The organism is Paracoccus sp. R12_2, from assembly GCF_017744015.1.
Taxonomy (GTDB): domain Bacteria; phylum Pseudomonadota; class Alphaproteobacteria; order Rhodobacterales; family Rhodobacteraceae; genus Paracoccus.
In genome coordinates, this window is sequence record NZ_JAGHRA010000017.1 from 15,031 (window position 1) to 34,309 (window position 19,279).

Here is a 19,279-nt window from a genome sequence, read left to right on the forward strand (position 1 = left end):
TCTACTTCACGACACTAAGGCCATAAAGTCATATGGAGTCAATACGACATATTGCAGAAAAAGACATATTGCACGATAGTTGCCGCAACTTTTGCGGGAGAGCGACATGAAACGACAGGCGATGGCAGCTGCAATGGGAGTGATGGCGGTGTTCGGAGCCCCTAAGAAGGCGCAGGCCTATGACATCGATTGCGCCATCATGCTCTGTATGGCGGGCGGTTTCCCCCCGAGCGCGGTCTGCGCGCGCGCCTATCGCACCATGATCCACCGCATCACGCCCTGGCCGAGCCTGCCGCCCTTCGGGGTCTGCACGTTCGCCCATGTGCCGGTCGAGCTGGGCGGACCCGGAGGAGAGGGCGAGCTGGACACCAATCTGCCGGAATACGAGTGGCTGAACCGGACCCATGTGATCTGGTTCACCGGGCGCTCCTACGAGCCGCGCGACGAGCCGCGTCAGTGGGATTGGTCGATCCGCTCCTGCGATCGCGAGAACCGGACCTGCCGCTACATCCAGCGGGTCTACGGATCCCACACGCCCTGGCCCGCGACATTCGTCTCGGAAAGCGGGCAGGAGATCGCCTATCCGAGTGGTGGTGGCCGTTGGCACTTCTATTCTCGCAGCATCATGGTCGAGTACGGCGACTTCGAGGGCAACATGGGCCACTCGGAGTGGTTTTCCTACTGATCCGAACGGTCCGATGCCACCAGGGAAATTGAGCGAAGCTCGGCAAGATCTGCATCAAAGCGTTCCGGATCGACATGCCAGCGGCGGCTCACCGAGCCATCATTCCAACGGTAATCGGTGAACAGGTGAATCTCCTGTGTACCGGCGTTCAGAAACCCTTCCTGGAAAGGCCAGCCTGTCTTTCTCTTCGTCATGTACCCGTGTCGCTCGTACCGTTCTTGCCGTTCGAATCTTTCGTGTTGGGGGATAGGATCAAAGTCTCAGGAAACGAACTAGCGCTTCGCAAAGAGTACTTCGGGGTCGACATTGAGCGCCTTGGCGATGCGTTCGAGAAGGTCGAGGGAGGCCGCAAACTTGGCGTTCTCGACCTTGCCCATATGGCCGCGGCTCACATCGGCCCGATGAGCAAGCTCCTCTTGGCTGAGGCCGCGGGCGCGTCTCAATTCCTGGATGTTCAGTGCTACACGGTCCCGCAAGTTCATGCCCGCGAAACGGACACGCTGCGCGAAATATCGCCACGCGATATATGTTACATTCGGAGGTGCAGAGAAGAATTCTTGGTACGGCGCGAGATCGCCGGAATGGGATGCCTGCCGATACGCAGGTCACGGGATGATCCGTCTCGCAAACATACTGGGTCGTTCAATCGTTCTTTCGGAAAAGGGCGACACCGGCAATACCGGTGCCGCCAGTCGGTCGTCCACAGGGAGGTTGGAGAGGACGAATTCTACGAGGAAATTTGGGGTTGGCCAAAAATCGCATAAGAGAACTTATGTTAGTTTTGTGGTTGTCGCGGCACCTCAGACAGCTTCGAGCGCGATTGCAATCCCCTGTCCCACGCCAATACACATGGTCGATAACGACTTTTCTCCAGGTTTGAGGTCCAGCATCGCTGAACCAGTGATGCGGGCACCTGACATGCCAAGCGGATGGCCGAGAGCAATAGCGCCGCCGTTCGGGTTCACGCGGGCGTCATCATCCGCGATCCCCAGGTGCCGTAGTGTGGCCAGACCCTGCGAAGCAAAGGCTTCGTTAAGTTCGATTACCGAGAAGTCTTCTTGTTTCAGTCCAAGTCGCGCCATCAGCTTTTCCGACGCCGGTGCCGGCCCGAAACCCATGATGCGCGGTGCGACGCCCGCGGTTGCGCCGCCCAAGACCCTTGCGATCGGTGTGAGGCCAAATTTTTTTGCGACGTCGCTGGTGGCAAGGATCAATGCTGCGGCACCATCGTTCACGCCCGAAGAATTCCCAGCGGTTACAGTGCCGTCCGCTTTTACGAAAGTTTTCAGTTGGGCGAGCGCTTCCAAAGTCGTACCCGCGCGAGGGTGTTCATCCTGTACGACGATCTTTGGCTCCCCCTTTCGCTGAGGAATCTCTACCGGGACAATTTCACGGGCCAAACGACCGTTCGCCATGGCATCTCTCGCCTTTCGCTGCGAACGCATGGCGAAGGCATCTTGGTCGGCGCGGTTGATGCTGAAGTCTTCCGCTACGTTTTCGGCCGTTTCAGGCATGCTGTCGACGCCGTATTGACTCTTCATCTGTTTATTGACGAAGCGCCAGCCGATGGTGGTGTCTTCAGCAGAATTTTCGCGCGAGAATGCAGTTGTAGCTTTTGGCATCACAAACGGAGCACGAGACATGCTTTCCACACCGCCAGCAACAATGAGATCGGCTTCTCCAGCTTTGATCGCGCGGGCGGCTGTGATTACGGCGTCCATACCCGATCCGCACAACCGGTTCATCGTCGTGCCAGGGACACAATCCGGAAATCCCGCGAGTAGCAGCGACATGCGTGCGACGTTGCGGTTGTCCTCGCCCGCCTGGTTGGCGCAGCCGAAAATCACTTCGTCAATGGCCGCTAGATCTAGCTTCGGGTTTCGGCTGGCCAGGGCCCTGAGTGGGATTGCACCAAGATCGTCGGCTCGCACAGAAGAAAGCGCGCCGCCATAGCGACCAATTGGTGTGCGGATGTAATCGCAGATGTAGACGTTTGTCATTCTTAGAGTGCCTTTGTCATATCCGGGACGGCGTCGAGCAGGTCTGCGACCAGGCCGTAGTCGGCGACCTGGAAGATCTGGGCCTCTTCATCCTTGTTGATGGCGACGATGACCTTGCTGTCCTTCATGCCTGCAAGGTGTTGAATTGCCCCGGAAATCCCGACCGCGATGTACAGCTCGGGCGCCACGACCTTGCCGGTCTGGCCGACCTGCCAGTCGTTCGGTGCGAACCCGCTATCCACCGCCGCGCGCGAGGCGCCGACCGCCGCGCCCAGCTTGTCGGCCAGGCCCTCGATGATCGCGAAGTTCTCCTCGGAACCGACGCCGCGACCGCCCGAGACCACGATCTTGGCCGAGGTCAGTTCCGGACGATCCGACGCCGCGACCTTGTCCTCGACCCAGGCGCTCAGGCCCGCGTTGCCGGCCGCTGCGATGGCCTCGACGGCGGCCGAACCACCCTGGCCAGCCGCGTCGAAGGCGGTGGTGCGGACGGTCAGTACCTTCTTGGAATCGTTGGATTTTACCGTCTGAATCGCGTTGCCCGCGTAGATCGGGCGTTCGAACGTGGACCCGTCCACGATGGCGGTGACGTCCGACAAAACCATCACGTCCAGCAGCGCCGCGACGCGCGGCAGGATGTTTTTCGCGCTCGCCGTGGACGGAGCAACGATATGTTCATAATTGCCTGCCAGGCTGACCACCAGATCGGCGACCGGCTCGGCCAGGCCGTTGGCATAGGCGGCGTCATCCGCCACCAGAACCTTTGCCACGCCGTCGATCTTCGACGCGGCCTCGCCTGCGGCAGCGGGGCCCGCAACCAGAACGGTCACATCGCCCAGCGATTTGGCAGCGGTCACCGCCTTGGCGGTGGCGTCCAGCGCCAGTGCACCACCGGCGATTTCTGCAAGGAGAAGAACAGCCATTACACGATCCCCTTTTCTTTCAGCTTCGACACCAGCTCGTCGACCGAGCCAACCATTTCCCCGGCCGAACGCGCGGCGGGCTCTGCCGTCTTGACGACGGTCAGGCGCGGCGTGACATCGACGCCGAAATCGGCGGCGGTCTTTTCGTCCAGCGGTTTCTTCTTGGCTTTCATGATGTTGGGCAGCGAGGCGTAGCGCGGCTCGTTCAGGCGCAGGTCGGCGGTGACGATCGCCGGCAGCTTCACCTTGATGGTCTGCAGACCGCCGTCCACTTCGCGGGTCACGACGGCATGCTCGCCCTCGATCGCAACCTCAGAGGCATAGGTCGCCTGACCCCAGCCCAGCAGCGCCGCCAGCATCTGGCCGGTCGCGTTCATGTCGTTGTCGATCGCCTGTTTGCCCGCGATCACCAGGCCCGGCGCCTCGGCGTCGATCACGGCCTTTAGGATCTTGGCCACCGCCAGCGGCTCGATATCTTGGTGCACGTCGTCGGCGGCCACGACGAGGATCGCCCGGTCCGCGCCCATCGCCAGCGCCGTGCGCAGCGTTTCCTGCGCCTGTTTCACGCCGATCGACACGACGACAAGCTCGTCCGCCTTGCCCGCTTCCTTCAGACGGATCGCCTCTTCAACCGCAATCTCGTCGAACGGGTTCATCGACATCTTCACATTCGCGAGACCAACTCCGCTACCGTCCGCCTTAACGCGAACCTTCACGTTGTAATCAATTAGGTGTTTTATAGGTGCAATTATTTTCATTGGCGTTTATCGTCTTGGAAATTTGCAATGGCAGTAACGGCCCGGGTTCCAGGCCGTTACTTGGGATGTGTCTCTGTCAATTCGCAGTATAACCGCCATCTACTACAATCTCTGCTCCGTGAACGAACGATGACTCATCCGATGCGAGGAACAGGACCGCATTCGAAACCTCTTCAGGTTTGCTTGGCCGCTTGAGCAGCGTGGCCCCCAGAATTGCCTGCCGGGTCTCTTCGTCGGCGTGTAGCAGATCTTTTGTCATGGGAGTATCGATGACACCGGGATGGATCGAATTGACACGTATGCCACTTTCGGCCAGGTCGACTGCGCAGGATTTGGTCAACATCCGTACGGCGCCTTTGGATCCAATGTAGGCTCCCGCCGAAGCGGCACCAACAATCCCATAGATTGAAGAAATATTGATAATTGATGCTTTTTCGGTCTCTTTCATCAATGGAACCGCGGCTCGGATACCGAGATAAACACCGCGTACATTGACGTTGATCGTCATGTCAAATTCGTCAGGCGAGGTTTCGTGGAGCGGCTTCAGAATGAGAATGCCAGCGTTGTTCACTAGCACATCAAGTCGACCAGCACTTGATTGCACCGTGGAGATGACATTCTTCCAATCTTCTTCAAGCGTCACGTCATGCTGAATGAATTCCGCCTTCCCTCCGGCTCCAATGATACCTTTTACTACGCTTTCACCCGCTTCCGTATCACGGTCGGTTACAAATACATGCGCGCCTTCACGTGCCAGCGTTTCACAATGGGCTTTTCCCATGCCCATGGCGCCACCTGTTACCAGTGCGACTTTTCCGGATACCCGTCCCATAGTTCTCTCCTGAGTGTTCATGAACAAATTTAATTGTTTCCGCCGGGTTTTCTTAATGCCCGACGGAATTCTTTACACCTTCTCGGCAGTGCGGTCGCGGATCAGGGATGTATAACCTTCCTCCTTAACCGCACTAATGGCATTGCGATAATTGCCAATCCCGGCCATGTAGAACATCACCGCATTCTTCTTTCCGGGGATATTTGCGCCGAAGATCCAGCTTTCAGCTTTGGGGAAGAGTGTCATGTCGGCGATTTCACGGCAGGTGCCAACCCAAGCGTCGCGCGCCTCCACGGTTGGCTCCACACTTTGAACCCCCTCTTCTTCCATTGCGCAAATCGTGTCAGCGATCCATTCAACTTGCGTCTCAATGCTGGGGGGCAGGTTAGTGAAGGGGCCATTAGGGCCAAGGATCATGAAGAAGTTAGGGAAGTCTACCTCCATCATGCCGAGGTAACCGAGTGGGCCTTCCTTCCAAGTGTCGCGCATGGTCACGCCTCCGCGTCCGCGGAGGTCCATTTTGACGTAATTGCCGTCGACCGCATCGAAACCAGTGGCAAAGATTACGATGTCAAGCTCATGCTCCTCGCCGCTTTCGAGACGAATGCCGTTCGGAGTGAACTCTGCGATCGGATCGGCCTTCACGTCGGCGAGGGTCACGTTGTCTCGGTTGTAGACCTCGTAATAGTTGTTTCCGCAAAGCGGGCGCTTGGCGTAAAGGTCCTTCGGCGTCAGTTTCTCTGCGACCTTGGGGTCCTTCACGATTTGCTTGATCTTGCCCTTGATGAAGTCAGCGGCCGCATCATTGGCCACTTGGCTGGTCGCAATATCGCAAAAGGTGCCAAACATGAAATAGAAACCACCGCCGCGCTGCCAGGCGGCTTCGAAGACCCGCTCCCGTTCCTCGGGCGAGGCGGTTTCGGCGGGTTCGGCGCTTTCTTCGAAGCCGAAGGCCACAACAGAATTCTTCACTTGATTCCAGATATTATCGTAGTTCGCCTTTTGCTCGGCGATGGTAGCATCGTCTTGCGGGGTGTTCCCAATCGGCACGACATATTGTGCAGAGCGCTGAAAAACAGTCAGGTGTTTTGCAATTGGTGCCGTTGCAGTGATAACCTGAACACCCGTCGAGCCGGTGCCGATAATGCCCACGCGTTTGTTGCTCAAGTCCACTCCCTCGGGCCAGGCACCTGTGTGTAAGATACGGCCTTTGAAATCATCGATGCCCTTGAATTTTGGAACATTCGTTGCGGACAAGAGACCGAGGCCAGTGACAAGGTATTTTGCGGTAACTGTCTCACCACTATCAGTGATCACGTTCCAGAGACCGGTTTTTTCATTATAGTGCGCGCCATCCACTTTGGTGTCGAACTTGTAGCTGCGTCGAAGATCGAGATGATCCGCTACCTCGTTCATGTATTCGAGGATCTCGGGCTGGGTCAGATACCGGGTTTTCCAGCGGCCTTTTCGAAGCAACTCTTTGTCAAAAGAATAGCGATAGACATAGCTTTCCGTGTCTGACAGCGCACCGGGATATCGGTTCCACCACCAGGTGCCGCCAACGTCACTGGCGCTGTCATAGCCCCGGACGTTCAGTCCCTGCTCGTTGCGAAGTTTGTGGACAGCGTAAAGCCCGCCGAAGCCCGCGCCAATGACGACTGCGTCAAAATCCGCTCCGACCGTTTTAGTATTCTCAGTCTGAATGTTCATATCACTCCTCCCAGAGTAAGACCGCTCCGCCCCGCAGATTGCGGGTGAGATGCTAGATGAATGTTTCGTAGGGGTTTGTCTCGCACCGCACCGCAATGCAGTGCGAGTACAGGTCTCAGAGGGCCCGATACCATGCGGCGATGCGACCAAGTTCCTCGTTTGCCTCGGGCGCGCGTCCCGAAAGCGCGGGAAAGACATGCTGCATGCCTTCGACGATAGACAGGGTCACGTTTACGCCCTGTGCCTTGGCCTTTTCGTGCAACCGTTCGGCATCGCTCTTAAGCGTCTCGGCCCCTCCGGCATTGATATAGAGCGGCGGGTAACCGGTGAAATCGTTCTCCAGCGGGTTGGCCAACGGATTAAGCGGATCCGTGCCTTCACCGAGGAACATCCCCGCCATCGCTTCGAGGATCGGTTTGCCGACTAGCGCATCGGTTTCCGCGTTGGTTTCCAGTGTTTCCCCGCGCATCGCCATGTCGAGCCAGGGCGAATAGGCGATGACCGCTCCGGGCAGTGGCAACCCAAGTTCGCGTAACTTCAGCACGCTGGCGATGGCAAGATTGCCGCCAGCACTGTCGCCAGCCGTCAGAATATTTCTTGCCTTGAAACCCTTATCCAGCAGCGCTTTGTATGCGGCTACTGCATCTTCGATCTGCGCCGGAAATGGGTGCTCGGGTGCGCGCCGATAGTGCAGGATCACCGACGTAACCCCAAGCACCTTAGCGAGGTGCCCTGCCATTTTTCGATGACTATCGGCTGAGCCGACGGCAAAGCCGCCACCATGAGTGTAAACAATTACACGCGAGGTATCTGCCCCGGCTGGTAGGGCCCAGATAGCCTCAACTCCTCCGACATGATCGCTTTTGTAGCTAACGTTTTCCGGCTCTAGTGCGGGCTGCCCCCATTCATCGAACATGCTGCGCAGGTTCGCGATCGTCAGGTCTGGGTTCTCGACCATCTGATCGGTCCAATTCTGATAAAGCGCCCGCAGCGTATCGGCTTCTCTACTGATTTCCATGTTTATCCTCCCAAGCATAACATTTGGCAAAGCCACCAACTGACGTCGCCAATCTCGAAGACGTCAAACGGTCAACGGCATACGCCAATTATCTCAGAGTAAGGGCGAAAAATGCGCCATGTATTGAACAATACCGCTTTGGAAATAGTATGATCGTGCTCAGCCTGTCGTGAGGCAGATATGCCCGTTACTAGGCTCTGTTGATGGCGTGGATACCCCCTCCCGACGGCATCGCAATGTGCCACTATGATGAGCGTTAAAAGCCATCACAGAAGGAAGGAGCATCTATGTCCGAAATTAAAATTATCGGTGTCGACTTGGCAAAGCGCGTTATCCAGTTGCATGGTGCGTACAATGATGGGTCAGTCGCGTTTCGCAAAAAGCTTTCACGAGGCCAGTTTCTCGCGTTCGTGGCGCAGCAACCCAAATGCATGATCGCCATGGAGGCGTGGCCACGGCGCATGGCTGGGGCCGCGAATTTGAGAAGCTGGGGTGCGACGTGCGGTTGATACCGCCGGTCTATGTGAAGCCGTTCGTCAAACGCCAGAAGAATGATGCGACCGATGCAGAGGCCATCTTGGAGGCTGCATTGCGTCCAACCATGCGCTTTTTCGCAGTGAAGACGGAAGATCAGCAGGCCCGTGCCATGCTGTTTCGCACGCGGCAGATGTTTGTCGGCCAGCGCCCCCAGATGATCAACGCTTTACGCGGCCACCTCGCCGAACACGGATTGGTCGCGGCCCGCGGGCCTGCCCATCTCAAGCGACTCGCGGACGCAATCGCAGGTGATGACACCGCGCTGCATGCTGAGGTTCGTGACCTCGGCCGGATGTATCTGGGGCAGATTGAGGGGCTGAATACGCGTGTTGCAGAGCTTGACGCGAAGATGCGATGTGCCGCCAAGAAAGCCGACTTGGTGCGCCGAACACAAACCATGCCGGGCGTGGTTCCTGTCACGGCGCTTGCGATCGAGACATTTGCCCGTGACCTGGCCACCTTCCGGCGCGGGTGCGATTTTGCCGCCTGGCTTGGGCTTGTGCCGAAGCAGCACTCGACGGGCGGCAAAGCCCGGCTCGGGAAGACCTCGAAGATGCGACAGCGCGACTCCGGACACTCTTGGTCTCTGGCGCTATGGCTGTCCTCCAGGCTGTCGAGCGGTTTAACACACCGAATAATGGCTGGCTGAAACGCCTACTAACCCGCAAGCCGCGCATGGGTCGCCGCGATTGCGCTGGCCAACAAGATGGCGCGTGGCCTCTGGGCCATCATAATGAAACAAGAGGATTACCGGAATCCGGTGGCGGCGATGGCATAGCGAAGACGGCATGCCACGACGTCCCGGTAAGTTGGGAGTGTGAGGAGGTCACTGAAAAGTAAGGGCGAAGGATCGATCAGATCCGGGTCAGAGAAAGCAGCATTTGTGCAGGAGCCACCGAGCTCGGTTTGTTGATATGCCTCTGGTCCGCGCATCGCCATACCGGCCCGCGGTTACATCAGCGCCGCACACAGAGGCCTGATACATGACCGCACCCGATCACACGCTCGCGCCGTTCAAAAAATCACTTGCACCAATGGGGGCATGCATGCACAAATCCCGTGTCGGACTCATCTTATGAATCCAGCGTGGTAGCTGAGGTGCATGAGCAGACCGACAACCCCGACATACAAGACCATGAACTGGCCCGCTTATAACGAAGCGCTCAAGCGCCGTGGCTCGCTGACGATCTGGTTTGACCCCGAGATGAGCTGGGAGGCCGTGCCGACAGGCAGAAGAGTTACAGCGACGCCGCGACCCAGACCTGTCTTTCGATGAAGGTCCTGTTCGGCATGGCCTTGCGACAGGCGACCGGGTTCGTCGAGAGCCTGTTGCGGCTGATCGGTCTCGACTGGACGGTGCTCGACTTCAGCACCCTGTCCCGGCGCCAGAAGACCCTGGCCGTGAACATCCCGTATCGCGGCTCCAAAGGGCCGTTGCACTTGTTGGTGGACAGCACGGGGATCAAGCTTGAAGGTGAGTGGCATGCCCGCAAGCATGGCGGCCCCAAGCGACGGGTCTGGCGCAAGATCCACCTCGGGATCGACGAGCAAACGTTGGAAGTGCGCGCTGTTCAGATCACCGGGAGCCACATCGGTGACGCTCCAGTGTTACCCAACCTTCTTGAACAGATCCCGGCAGACCAGCAGTGTCACGGCTGACGGTGCGTATGACACACGAAAATGCCAGGACGCGATTGCGGACCGTGGCGTCCACGCCGTTATCCCACCAGGTAAGAACGCAAAGTCTTGGAAGACCATCACCGCCTAAGCCGCGTCGAGACGAAGATGCACTGTGTTAAGTTGCTGGGGCAGCGCCTTATGGCGCGGGACTTTGACCGTCAGGTCGCGAAAACCCTTTCTAAATAACGAGGCACCCTCCAGTCGCAAGGGTCCTCTTTGACAAGCGCGCTAAACAGCGCGGCCAACCGATCCTTGCCGATATTTTTGGCGTGGTGCATCAGGCCTCCCCGCCAGCGGGGAAATCCGTAGCCGTGAATCATTACTAGGTCGATGTCTTGCGGTTTTTCTGCGACGCCTTCGTCAAGGATATCGCAGGCTTCCGCCACCATTGCGAGCAAGAGCCTTTCTACGATTTCGTCAGCTGAGAACTCCCGGCGAGTGAAGTTCATTTCTTCTGAGACACGGAGTATTTCGCTAGCGACCAGCTCCGAAGGTGAGGGTTTGCCGTCCGGCCCATAGTCGTACCATCCGGCGCCCGATTTGCGTCCTAGGCGTTTGTGCTTTTCGACCAGCCGCTCGACCAAGGGCATGTGACCACAGCAGTTCCCTTCTGCAGCGGCCTTGCGACGGATATTCGCGTAGGCGATGTCCAGCCCCGACATGTCCTGTGCAGCATATGGACCCATCGCCATACCGAATCCGCGCATAGCCGCGTCGATCTCGTCGACAATAGCCCCCTTCACCAGAAGGCGATTAGCGGCGTGACGGTAGCTAGACAAAATTCGGTTTCCGATGAAGCCATCGCAAACACCAGACAGTACCGGGATTTTACCAAGCCTGCGCGCCAGCACAAATGCTGCACCTAATGTATCGTCTGACGTTCGGTCGCTCCTGACGACTTCCAGAAGCTTCATAATATGCGCAGGACTGAAGAAATGAATCCCTACAAAGCGTGCTGGGTGCTTCAACCCATCAGAAAGCCGATTTACATCGAGATAGGATGTGTTTGTGGCAATAATCGTCTCGGGCGGCAGAGCACCTTCGAGTTCGGTCAAGATCGCGCTCTTGACCGCAAAATCCTCGAAGGCCGCCTCGATTGCTAGATCGGTTGGTGGCAGAGCGTCATAGCCTGAGACCGTAACCAGCCGGTCCTCAACCGCCTTTCCCGCATCGGGGGACAGAATGCCGCGACTGATACCCTGATCAATCAGCTTTTGCAGGTTTTCTCTGGCCCACTCTGCGGACGAGGCACTGCGTTCGACGACAGTCACCGAGATCCCTGCGGTCGCTAGCGTGTACGCAATAGCTGCTCCCATATTACCACCACCGACCACGATGGCGGTTTCAGCATCTCGGGAAGGTCGGGGGTAGGTGCGCCCCTTGTTGGTTGCGGTACGCTCGGTGAAGAAAACGTGCCTAAGGGCCCGCGCCTGATCCGAGGCACGAAGGTCCAAAAACGCAGCGCGCTCGCTGGCCAGTGCGTCGTGCAGCGGCGTCATCGCGCTGGCCGCGACCAGGTCCACCGCAACATGCGGGGCATTCTGGCCAGGCATACGCCGCGCTACCTGCGCGCGGGCGACTTCCGCTGCGAAGTGGTTTGGCATTGGTGAAGGAAGATTGTCGGGTGCCTGTGCCGCCTCTAGAACAGCGTCATCGAGAGCTATGGCCGCGCCAAGCGGGTCATCGGCTAGCAGCTGGATCAGTCCTATTTTCAGTGCCTGCTCGGCGGAAACAGCCTTCCCGGTGACGATCATGTCAAGCGCAGCTTCAATACCGATAAGTCGCGGCAGTCTTTGGGTTCCCCCTGCGCCAGGCACGATCCCCAAGTTTACCTCTGGCAGGCCCAGTTTGGTAGAAGTTGAGGCGATGCGATAGCAGCAAGCCAGAGCAATCTCTAGTCCCCCACCAAGCGCAGCCCCGTTGATGGCTGCGATAGTCGGAATCGGAAGGTGCGCAAGTTGCAACAGCACGTCATTTAGTTGTGGATCAACAGGCAACTGTCCGAATTCCTTCGCATCCGCGCCCGCGACGAACGTCGTTCCTGCGCCGGTGATAATCAGCCTGGTAGCGCCAGTTTCGAGGACTTGGAAGATACATTGTTGTATTCCAGCCCGAACCTCCGCGTTGATTAGGTTAAGCGGCGAATTGTCTATGGTCAGAATTGCTGCGCCATTTGAGAAGCTTAATTCAACAGGCATGGGCATCCTCACAGCACTGGCGCTCGATTGCGCGAGATAAATTTGGTATTGAGATAGCCTTCGAAGGTTTCTGTCCCGCCTTCAGTCCCATAGCCGCTGTCTCTTACGCCGCCAAACGGAGTCTCGGGCAGAGCCAGGCCGAACTGGTTGATGCTTACCATACCTGCCTGCAAACCCGCAGCTGCTTTATCTGCACGCTCCAACGAATTGGTAAAGACATAGGACGCCAGCCCGAAGGGTAGCCCGTTGGCCCGCGACAGTCCGTCCTCTATTTCACGAAAAGACGAGACGACAGCAATCGGGCCGAAGGGTTCTTCGCGCATCAAGTCGATGTCGTCGTTGGGCGTATCGACGACTGTCGGGGCATAGAAGTTACCATGATTCCCAACCCTTTTGCCTCCCGTCAACACCCGTGCACCGTTTTCGCGGGCATCCTCGACGAGCTTTTCCATCGCATTCACGCGTCCGCGATGACACAATGGCCCCATCTGTGTGCCCTCGGTTAAACCATCGCCCACCTTTACGCTCTCAAATGCTGAAACTAGCTCGGACAGAAATCGGTCGTAGATGCCTTGTTGTACGTAAAACCGGGTTGGGGCGATGCACACCTGGCCTGCATTGCGCAGCTTGTTGCCCGCCAAGGCGCGCGCCGCGGCCGTGGCATCGGCGTCGTCGAACACCAATACGGGCGCGTGACCGCCGAGTTCCATCGTCGCCCGCTTCATGTGGCGGCCAGCCAATTCTGCCAGATGCTTGCCCACCTCGACCGAACCGGTGAAGGTGATCTTGCGCACCTCGGGGCGCGCAATAAGAGTTTCCGAAATGAAGGCCGCATTACCCCAGACAAGGTTCAGACAGCCTTCGGGCAAGCCTGCATCCAGCAGATAGCGCGCAATTGCCATGCAGCCCGCCGGAGCCTCTGCCGGGGCTTTCAAGATCATCGTGCAACCTGACGCAAGCGCCGCCGCGACCTTGCGTACCGCTTGGCTCAGCGGAAAATTCCAAGGCGTGATGGCAAGGCAGACGCCTATCGGTTCGCGCACGACAAGCTGCTGTACCCCCGGGCTGCGCGATGGAATGATGCGCCCATAAATGCGCCGACATTCCTCGGCGTGCCAGTCGACGTGGTCAGCTGAGGCGCGGACCTCAGCCAAGGCCTCAGCCAGCGGCTTGCCTTCATCGAGAGTGATCCAGCCAGCGATCAGTCTGTCATTTTGGCGCAGCAGGTCGGCAAACCGTCGCAAAATTGCACTTCGTTCCATGGGAGAGCTGTTTTTCCATCGGCGAAAAGCTGATTCGGCCGAGTGAACCGCATGGTCCAGATCTGCGGCGCTAGCCTGCGGAATCTGTCCGATAGTTTGCCCGTTTGCAGGGTTTATGACTGCACGATCCTCCGGCGTGGGAGAAGCGATCCAGTCCCGTCCGATGAGGTGCTGGATGGTCGGATAATTCATTTCTTTCATGGCGTTATGCCCTCGCTCAGTTGTGTCATCCGCAGGATCCGGCACGAAGGGGACCAGATGGACGACTTTAGTTTTCCGCATAGCGGAAAAGTTTACCGCAGTATTGACGCGGACGTTATCGATCGTTTAGATGTGTTTCAAGACGCATAATTCTTCCCGAGGAGGGATGTCGTGAGACCAAGGAAAGACCGCACCAAGGACGCCGAGAGACAGGACCGCGATTTTGTCACGGCGTTGGCGCGCGGCTTGGAGCTGTTGCGGGCCTTTCGGCGGGAAGGGGAAGCTCTGGGGAATGGTGAGTTGGCCGAGCGCACTGGCCTGAGCAGATCGACGGTCTCAAGGCTGGCCTATACACTGAACAAGCTGGAATACCTCAGCTACGATCCGGATACAGCACGCTATCGACTGGCCCCTCCAGTGCTTTCGCTGGGTTTCTCCTGCCTTGCAGGGATTCCGCTGCGGCAACTCGCAAAGCCCTTTATGCAGGAATTAGCCGATTACACAGGTATGCCGGCGGCCATGGCCAGTCGTGACCGACTATCGATGGTCTATCTAGAGCGGTGCAAGGGCACCAACGCCGTCACGCTGGCGATTGAGGTTGGTGCCCATATTAAACTGGCCACTACCGCGGTTGGTCGCGCCTGCATAGCGGCACACGGCCCGGATGAGCAGGCCAGAATTCTGGCCCTTGTGGAGGAACATGAGGGTGACAACTGGCCGAATGTGCAGCCCGGAATCGAAGCAGCTATCGAAGACTACCAACAGTACGGTTATTGCACGTCCTTCACGGAGTGGAAGCGTGATGTGAACGCAGTAGCAGTGCCCTTCGTGCCGACGGACGGCTCACCCATCATTGCCTTCAACTGCGGCGGTCCTTCGCAAACCCTTACGCGCGATTGGATCGAAAGCGACGTCGCGCACCGCCTTGTCGATCTTGTCCGCCGCGTTGCGGCGGTCGCACCCTGAACAATAGAGAGCATAATGGCCCTTGATACAGATACCCTTTCCCAGTTTCTCGACGCGCTCGACCGCTTCGTGAAAGAGCGACTAATCCCTTACGAGGATCGCGTCGCCGATGAAGATGTGATTCCGCCTATGCTGGTCGATGAAATCCGCACGATGGGCCTTTTCGGCATGTCGATCCCGGAGGATTTCGGCGGGCTTGGCTTGTCGATGATAGAGGAAGTGCAAGCCGCTTTCGTTCTTGGCCAGGCTTCGCCTGCGTTCCGGTCGCTAGTTGGCACAAACAACGGGATCGGCTCGCAGGGAATCATCATCGATGGAACCGACGAGCAGAAGGCGAAGTATCTACCAGCTCTCGCCTCCGGAGATATGATCGCATCCTTCGCCCTAACCGAGCCAGATGCTGGTTCGGATGCTGGCGGTCTGCGCACCACTGCGCGGCGTGATGGAAACGATTTCCTACTGAACGGCACGAAGCGCTACATTACCAATGCGCCGCGTGCCGATCTATTCACGGTTTTTGCCCGGACCAGTCCAGAGGTGAAAGGTTCTGCCGGCGTAAGCGCTTTTCTCGTCGAGGCAGGGACGCCGGGCATAACGCTTGGCCAGCCTGACAGGAAGATGGGGCAGAAGGGTTCGCACACATGCGACGTCATCCTTGACAATGTCCGCGTGCCTGCCTCGAACATCATCGGCGGGCCGGACCGTCTGAACAAGGGCTTCAAAACGGCAATGAAAGTCCTTGATCGGGGCCGACTGCATATTTCTGCCGTCTGTGTGGGCGCCGCCGAACGGCTGATCCGTGACAGCCTATCCTATGCGATTGAACGCAAACAATTCGGTGAACCCATCGCTGAAAAGCAACTGATCCAAGCCATGCTGGCTGACAGTCGCGCCGAGGCCTTCGCAGCGCGTTGCATGATCGAAGAAACAGCACGCCGCAAGGACGCTGGTCAGAACGTGTCGACTGATGCTGCCTGCTGCAAGATGTTTGCCAGTGAGATGGTAGGTCGAGTGGCCGATCGCGCAGTGCAAATCCACGGCGGTGCAGGATACATGGCCGAATATGCGGTCGAGCGCTTCTATCGCGATGTGCGTCTCTTCCGCATCTACGAGGGGACAACCCAGATTCAGCAAATACTGATCGCGCGGAATATGATCCGCACTGCAGCAGCTTAACAGGAGCGAAGACAAACTATGGACTTCAATTTCCTTTCCACCCCGAGGATCGTCTGCGAGAGCGGTGGGCTTGGCCGGATCGGCAGCCTGATGCAAGATTTGTCTTGCACCCGTGCGCTGGTCGTGACGGACCCGGGCATATTGGCCTGTGGTTTTGCGGACGAGGCAGCCGCCTCACTTAGGGCTGCTGGCATCGAGGTTGAGATTTTTCATAAAGTCAAAGCGGACCCCCCGATCGCTGTCGTCGAGGCCGCGGTAGAGGTCGCGCGGGCCTTTGGTGCTGACGGAATCATCGGACTTGGCGGCGGCAGTTCACTGGACACTGCCAAGGTCATCGCAGCGGCGGTAGCCAACGATCAACCGATTACGGACATGATCGGGATCAATCAGGTCACCGATAAACGCTTGCCACTGATTCAGGTGCCAACCACGGCAGGGACCGGATCAGAGGTAACATGGGTGTCCGTGCTGACTTCGGAAAGCCACGAAAAAAAAGCGGTATATGCACCGCAGCTTCTGCCTGACGTTGCCTTGCTAGATGCAAAGCTAACATTGGGAATGCCTCGTCACATCACAGCGGCCACGGCGTTAGACGCAATGGTTCACGCCATTGAGGCAGTAACCAGTCGCACCAGAAAGAATCCCATTTCCGATGGAATGGCGGACAAAGCGCTGGTGCTTCTCGGTCAGAACTTACCAATCGTCATGGAAACGCCTTCGGACCTGTCAGCGCGAGAGGCCATGCTGTTGGGGGCGACACTGGCTGGGATGGCCTTCATTAATGCCAGCGTGGGGGCGATTCATGCCTTGTCATACCCACTGGGAACAGGTTTCAAGGTTCCTCACGGGCACGCAAACGCTCTGGTCGCAGGACCAGTGATGAGGTTCAACATGCCCGTTGCAGAAGCTGAATATGCTCGTCTATCGCGGTTACTACTGCCCTCGCGGCCTTTTAACTCTGATGCGGCTGCGGCCCATGGCCTGATCGACGAGATGGAACGGATGCTAGTCGAAAGCGGACTTGAGTCTCGACTTTCTGGTGTCGGAGTGACCGAGGCAGCCATTCCCGGAATGGCTAATGAGGTCGTGACCGGTATCACGCGATTGCTGGAGACCAACCCGCGCGACATGACAGCCGAAGATGTGTCGCGCCTCTATCAGGAGGCGCTTTGATGGCTGGCTCATTGGACGGGATCAAGGTGGTCGACCTCAGCCGCGTGCTGGGCGGGCCTTACTGCACCCAAATGCTTGCGGATCATGGCGCTGAGGTCATCAAGGTGGAGCCGCCTCTGGGCGACGAGACCCGCAGTTGGGGCCCGCCTTTCAATGATGAACTCAGCGCCTATTTCTCTGGCGCCAACCGCAACAAGCGGTCCATCGCTATCGATCTGCAGCAACCGGAAGGGCGCGACCTGATATTGCGGTTTCTTCAGGATGCAGATGTTTTAGTTCACAATTTTAAGTCTGGTACTCTTGAAAAATGGGGGCTTGGTTATGATGATGTTCTCAGGGCACGTTTTCCTAGACTGGTACTCTGCCACGTGACTGGATTTGGTTCCGATGGCCCACTTGGCGGTTTTCCCGGCTATGACGCCGTGGTACAAGCTATGACGGGCCTCATGAGCATCAACGGCAATCCCTCCGAAGGCCCGACACGCATGGGTACGCCCATCGTGGACATCGGCACCGGTCTGATCGCCTGTAACGCTATTCTCGCCGCACTTTTGGAACGGGGCCGGTCCGGATTGGGCCAAGCCATCGAAGTGCCGCTATATGATTGCGCGATCAGCATGATGCATCCCCAAGCGGCTAATTCCCTCATGTCCGGACAGATACCAATGGCGACCGGCAATGGGCATCCAAATATCGTACCATACGACATGTTCGAAACAAGTAATGGCAAACTCTATCTGGCTATCGGTAACAATGGTCAGTTCGCAAAACTCTGTGACGTGCTTGGCCTACCTGAGGTGCCCTGCGATCCACGATTTGCCGACAATGCCGCGCGTCTTGCGCATCGGTCAGAGATGACAGAGGTCTTGTCAGAGTGCCTGGTGCAACATGACGCCTTCAAACTTGAGCCGGTGCTTTTGAAAGCTGGGATTCCCGCCGGAGTCGTTCGGAATGTGAATGAAGCGTTGGAGCATCCACACACCCGACATCGCGGCATGGTGGTATCAGTTGGTACCTACCGCGGCACCGGCGTGCCAGCACGCTTGTCGCGTACCCCCGGAGCGGTTCGCGCGGCACCGCCTCGCTTCGGGCAGCATAGTAGGCAGTTGCTTAGCGAGGCTGGACTGACAGAAGCTGAAATCGATAGATTGACTCAAGCGGATATCGTTCGAGAAGAACCGCGGATGCGCGAGACGACCTAAGCCGAAATTTCAGCTCAAGCGGACGATCGTGAAAAAGTTCAGGGAGGCCAAGATGGAAAGACTGCTCATATCACCGGACCGGATACCCGAATGGATTCCCGGCACGACTACGTTGGACAGTTCCGGGTGCAACTGGAACGGCATTACCCTGAAGGGCTATCGTTATGAGCGACAAGACGCGGCAATTCCCCCCATGCGCGACTATATGATTGTTGCATATGATGGCGCGCCAACCACTATGCGCCGCACGAGTGGCGGCCCATGGCAAAGCGCGCGCGTAGAGAAAGGTAGGATTTCCTTGCTCACGCGTGCAGAGGAATCCACTTGGAGTTGGTCCGAGCCTATCACGGTTAGACACGTCTATCTCAATCACAGCGAACTCGAAAACACGGCCCTTTCGGTCTTTGATCGTGACCCGAAGTCCATTGAGATCAATGATTGGCTATCTGCGAAGGACCCCTGTATCCTGAACTGCATCCAATTGCTAGAGAATGAGCTAAAGAACGGTGGAATCGGCCAGAGATTGATCATCGACGCCCTGCGCAGCCAGATCGCCGTTCACCTTCTGCGTCAGTACGCCAAGGTCTCTTTGACCAGCGACGCAAACTCGAACTTCAGCCCTGCTCAAAGGCAGAGAATCATCGATCTCGTTGAAAGCTGCTTAGGTGAAAACCTCAGTCTGGAAGACATGGCCGCATCTATCGGTTTCAGCCAGTTTCACTTTTCGCGTCAGTTCAAGGCGGAGTTTGGGTTGGCACCGTATGCATATGTTTTGCGCAAGCGAATATCGAAGGCCCAGGAGATGCTGAGAAAGGGTAATGCCCCCCTGAAAGTGGTCGCGCTTGACTGCGGTTTTGCAGATCAGAGTCATTTTAGTCGAACTTTTCGAAAAATGACAGGCGCGACCCCCGCCGAATTCCGGCGCATGGCATAATGACCGGAAAACTATTCCTTCCTA

At 57.5% G+C, this 19,279-nt stretch carries 16 protein-coding genes and 2 pseudogenes; 8 read left to right on the forward strand and 10 right to left on the reverse strand.

What is annotated here, in order from left to right:
• Window positions 1-106 precede the first annotated feature (106 nt).
• Window positions 107-685 carry a hypothetical protein gene (locus tag J7359_RS16740; RefSeq protein WP_065331049.1) on the forward strand — a complete coding sequence of 193 codons (579 nt, stop codon included), beginning with the start codon at window positions 107-109 and terminating at the stop codon, window positions 683-685.
• On the opposite strand, the gene J7359_RS16745 is transcribed toward J7359_RS16740, so the two are convergent.
• From J7359_RS16745 to J7359_RS16780, 8 genes are all read right to left on the reverse strand, one after another.
• Window positions 679-879: a hypothetical protein gene (locus J7359_RS16745; RefSeq protein ID WP_065331048.1), complete on the reverse strand. Its 201-nt coding sequence runs from the start codon at window positions 877-879 to the stop codon at window positions 679-681. The two genes, J7359_RS16740 and J7359_RS16745, sit on opposite strands and share 7 nt — an antisense overlap.
• 78 nt (window positions 880-957) lie before the next feature.
• Window positions 958-1,167, reverse strand: coding sequence for a helix-turn-helix transcriptional regulator (locus tag J7359_RS16750; RefSeq protein WP_081285328.1), 210 nt, complete (start codon window positions 1,165-1,167; stop codon window positions 958-960).
• Window positions 1,168-1,485: 318 nt separating this feature from the next.
• A complete protein-coding gene (pcaF, locus tag J7359_RS16755; RefSeq protein ID WP_009804213.1) occupies window positions 1,486-2,685 on the reverse strand; it encodes a 3-oxoadipyl-CoA thiolase in 1,200 nt (399 codons plus the stop codon).
• A 2-nt stretch (window positions 2,686-2,687) separates the two neighbouring features.
• Window positions 2,688-3,608: an FAD-binding protein gene (locus J7359_RS16760; protein WP_009804214.1), complete on the reverse strand. Its 921-nt coding sequence runs from the start codon at window positions 3,606-3,608 to the stop codon at window positions 2,688-2,690.
• On the reverse strand, window positions 3,608-4,366 hold the full coding sequence (locus J7359_RS16765) for an electron transfer flavoprotein subunit beta/FixA family protein (protein ID WP_009804215.1): 759 nt from the start codon (window positions 4,364-4,366) through the stop codon (window positions 3,608-3,610). Before J7359_RS16765 ends, J7359_RS16760 begins: the two co-directional genes overlap by 1 nt.
• 76 nt (window positions 4,367-4,442) lie before the next feature.
• Window positions 4,443-5,198, reverse strand: a complete 756-nt coding sequence (locus tag J7359_RS16770) for a glucose 1-dehydrogenase (RefSeq protein WP_009804216.1) — start codon at window positions 5,196-5,198, stop codon at window positions 4,443-4,445.
• Between the two features lie 72 nt (window positions 5,199-5,270).
• Window positions 5,271-6,908: an NAD(P)/FAD-dependent oxidoreductase gene (locus J7359_RS16775; RefSeq protein WP_009804217.1), complete on the reverse strand. Its 1,638-nt coding sequence runs from the start codon at window positions 6,906-6,908 to the stop codon at window positions 5,271-5,273.
• Window positions 6,909-7,023: 115 nt separating this feature from the next.
• Window positions 7,024-7,926, reverse strand: coding sequence for an alpha/beta hydrolase (locus tag J7359_RS16780; protein WP_017468330.1), 903 nt, complete (start codon window positions 7,924-7,926; stop codon window positions 7,024-7,026).
• 287 nt (window positions 7,927-8,213) lie between these two features.
• Between J7359_RS16780 and J7359_RS16785 the strand changes: the two are divergent.
• Together J7359_RS16785 and J7359_RS16790 are read left to right on the forward strand one after the other, a co-directional pair.
• Window positions 8,214-9,241 (forward strand): annotated as a pseudogene (locus J7359_RS16785) (IS110 family transposase).
• Between the two features lie 324 nt (window positions 9,242-9,565).
• Window positions 9,566-10,329 (forward strand): annotated as a pseudogene (locus J7359_RS16790) (IS5 family transposase).
• Here the strand turns inward: J7359_RS16790 and J7359_RS16795 are convergent.
• A complete protein-coding gene (locus J7359_RS16795) occupies window positions 10,302-12,341 on the reverse strand; it encodes an FAD-dependent oxidoreductase (protein WP_037930989.1) in 2,040 nt (679 codons plus the stop codon). The pseudogene J7359_RS16790 and the gene J7359_RS16795 overlap by 28 nt on opposite strands.
• 8 nt (window positions 12,342-12,349) lie before the next feature.
• On the reverse strand, window positions 12,350-13,804 hold the full coding sequence (locus J7359_RS16800; RefSeq protein ID WP_224769585.1) for an NAD-dependent succinate-semialdehyde dehydrogenase: 1,455 nt from the start codon (window positions 13,802-13,804) through the stop codon (window positions 12,350-12,352).
• Between the two features lie 171 nt (window positions 13,805-13,975).
• Here J7359_RS16800 and J7359_RS16805 point away from each other — a divergent pair, with 171 nt between their 5' ends.
• The 5 genes from J7359_RS16805 to J7359_RS16825 are packed head-to-tail and all read left to right on the forward strand — an operon-like array spanning window position 13,976 to window position 19,255.
• Window positions 13,976-14,770 carry an IclR family transcriptional regulator gene (locus J7359_RS16805; RefSeq protein ID WP_037930983.1) on the forward strand — a complete coding sequence of 265 codons (795 nt, stop codon included), beginning with the start codon at window positions 13,976-13,978 and terminating at the stop codon, window positions 14,768-14,770.
• A gap of 15 nt (window positions 14,771-14,785) precedes the next feature.
• A complete protein-coding gene (locus J7359_RS16810; protein ID WP_037930980.1) occupies window positions 14,786-15,946 on the forward strand; it encodes an acyl-CoA dehydrogenase family protein in 1,161 nt (386 codons plus the stop codon).
• A gap of 18 nt (window positions 15,947-15,964) precedes the next feature.
• Window positions 15,965-17,119, forward strand: a complete 1,155-nt coding sequence (locus J7359_RS16815) for an iron-containing alcohol dehydrogenase (RefSeq protein WP_037930977.1) — start codon at window positions 15,965-15,967, stop codon at window positions 17,117-17,119.
• The gene (locus J7359_RS16820; protein WP_037930974.1) at window positions 17,119-18,321 is read left to right on the forward strand and encodes a CoA transferase; all 1,203 of its coding nucleotides are present in this window, start codon (window positions 17,119-17,121) and stop codon (window positions 18,319-18,321) included. Before J7359_RS16815 ends, J7359_RS16820 begins: the two co-directional genes overlap by 1 nt.
• A gap of 52 nt (window positions 18,322-18,373) precedes the next feature.
• Window positions 18,374-19,255 (forward strand): AraC family transcriptional regulator, encoded by an 882-nt coding sequence (locus J7359_RS16825; protein WP_227511477.1) that lies wholly within the window; start codon window positions 18,374-18,376, stop codon window positions 19,253-19,255.
• Window positions 19,256-19,279 lie beyond the last annotated feature (24 nt).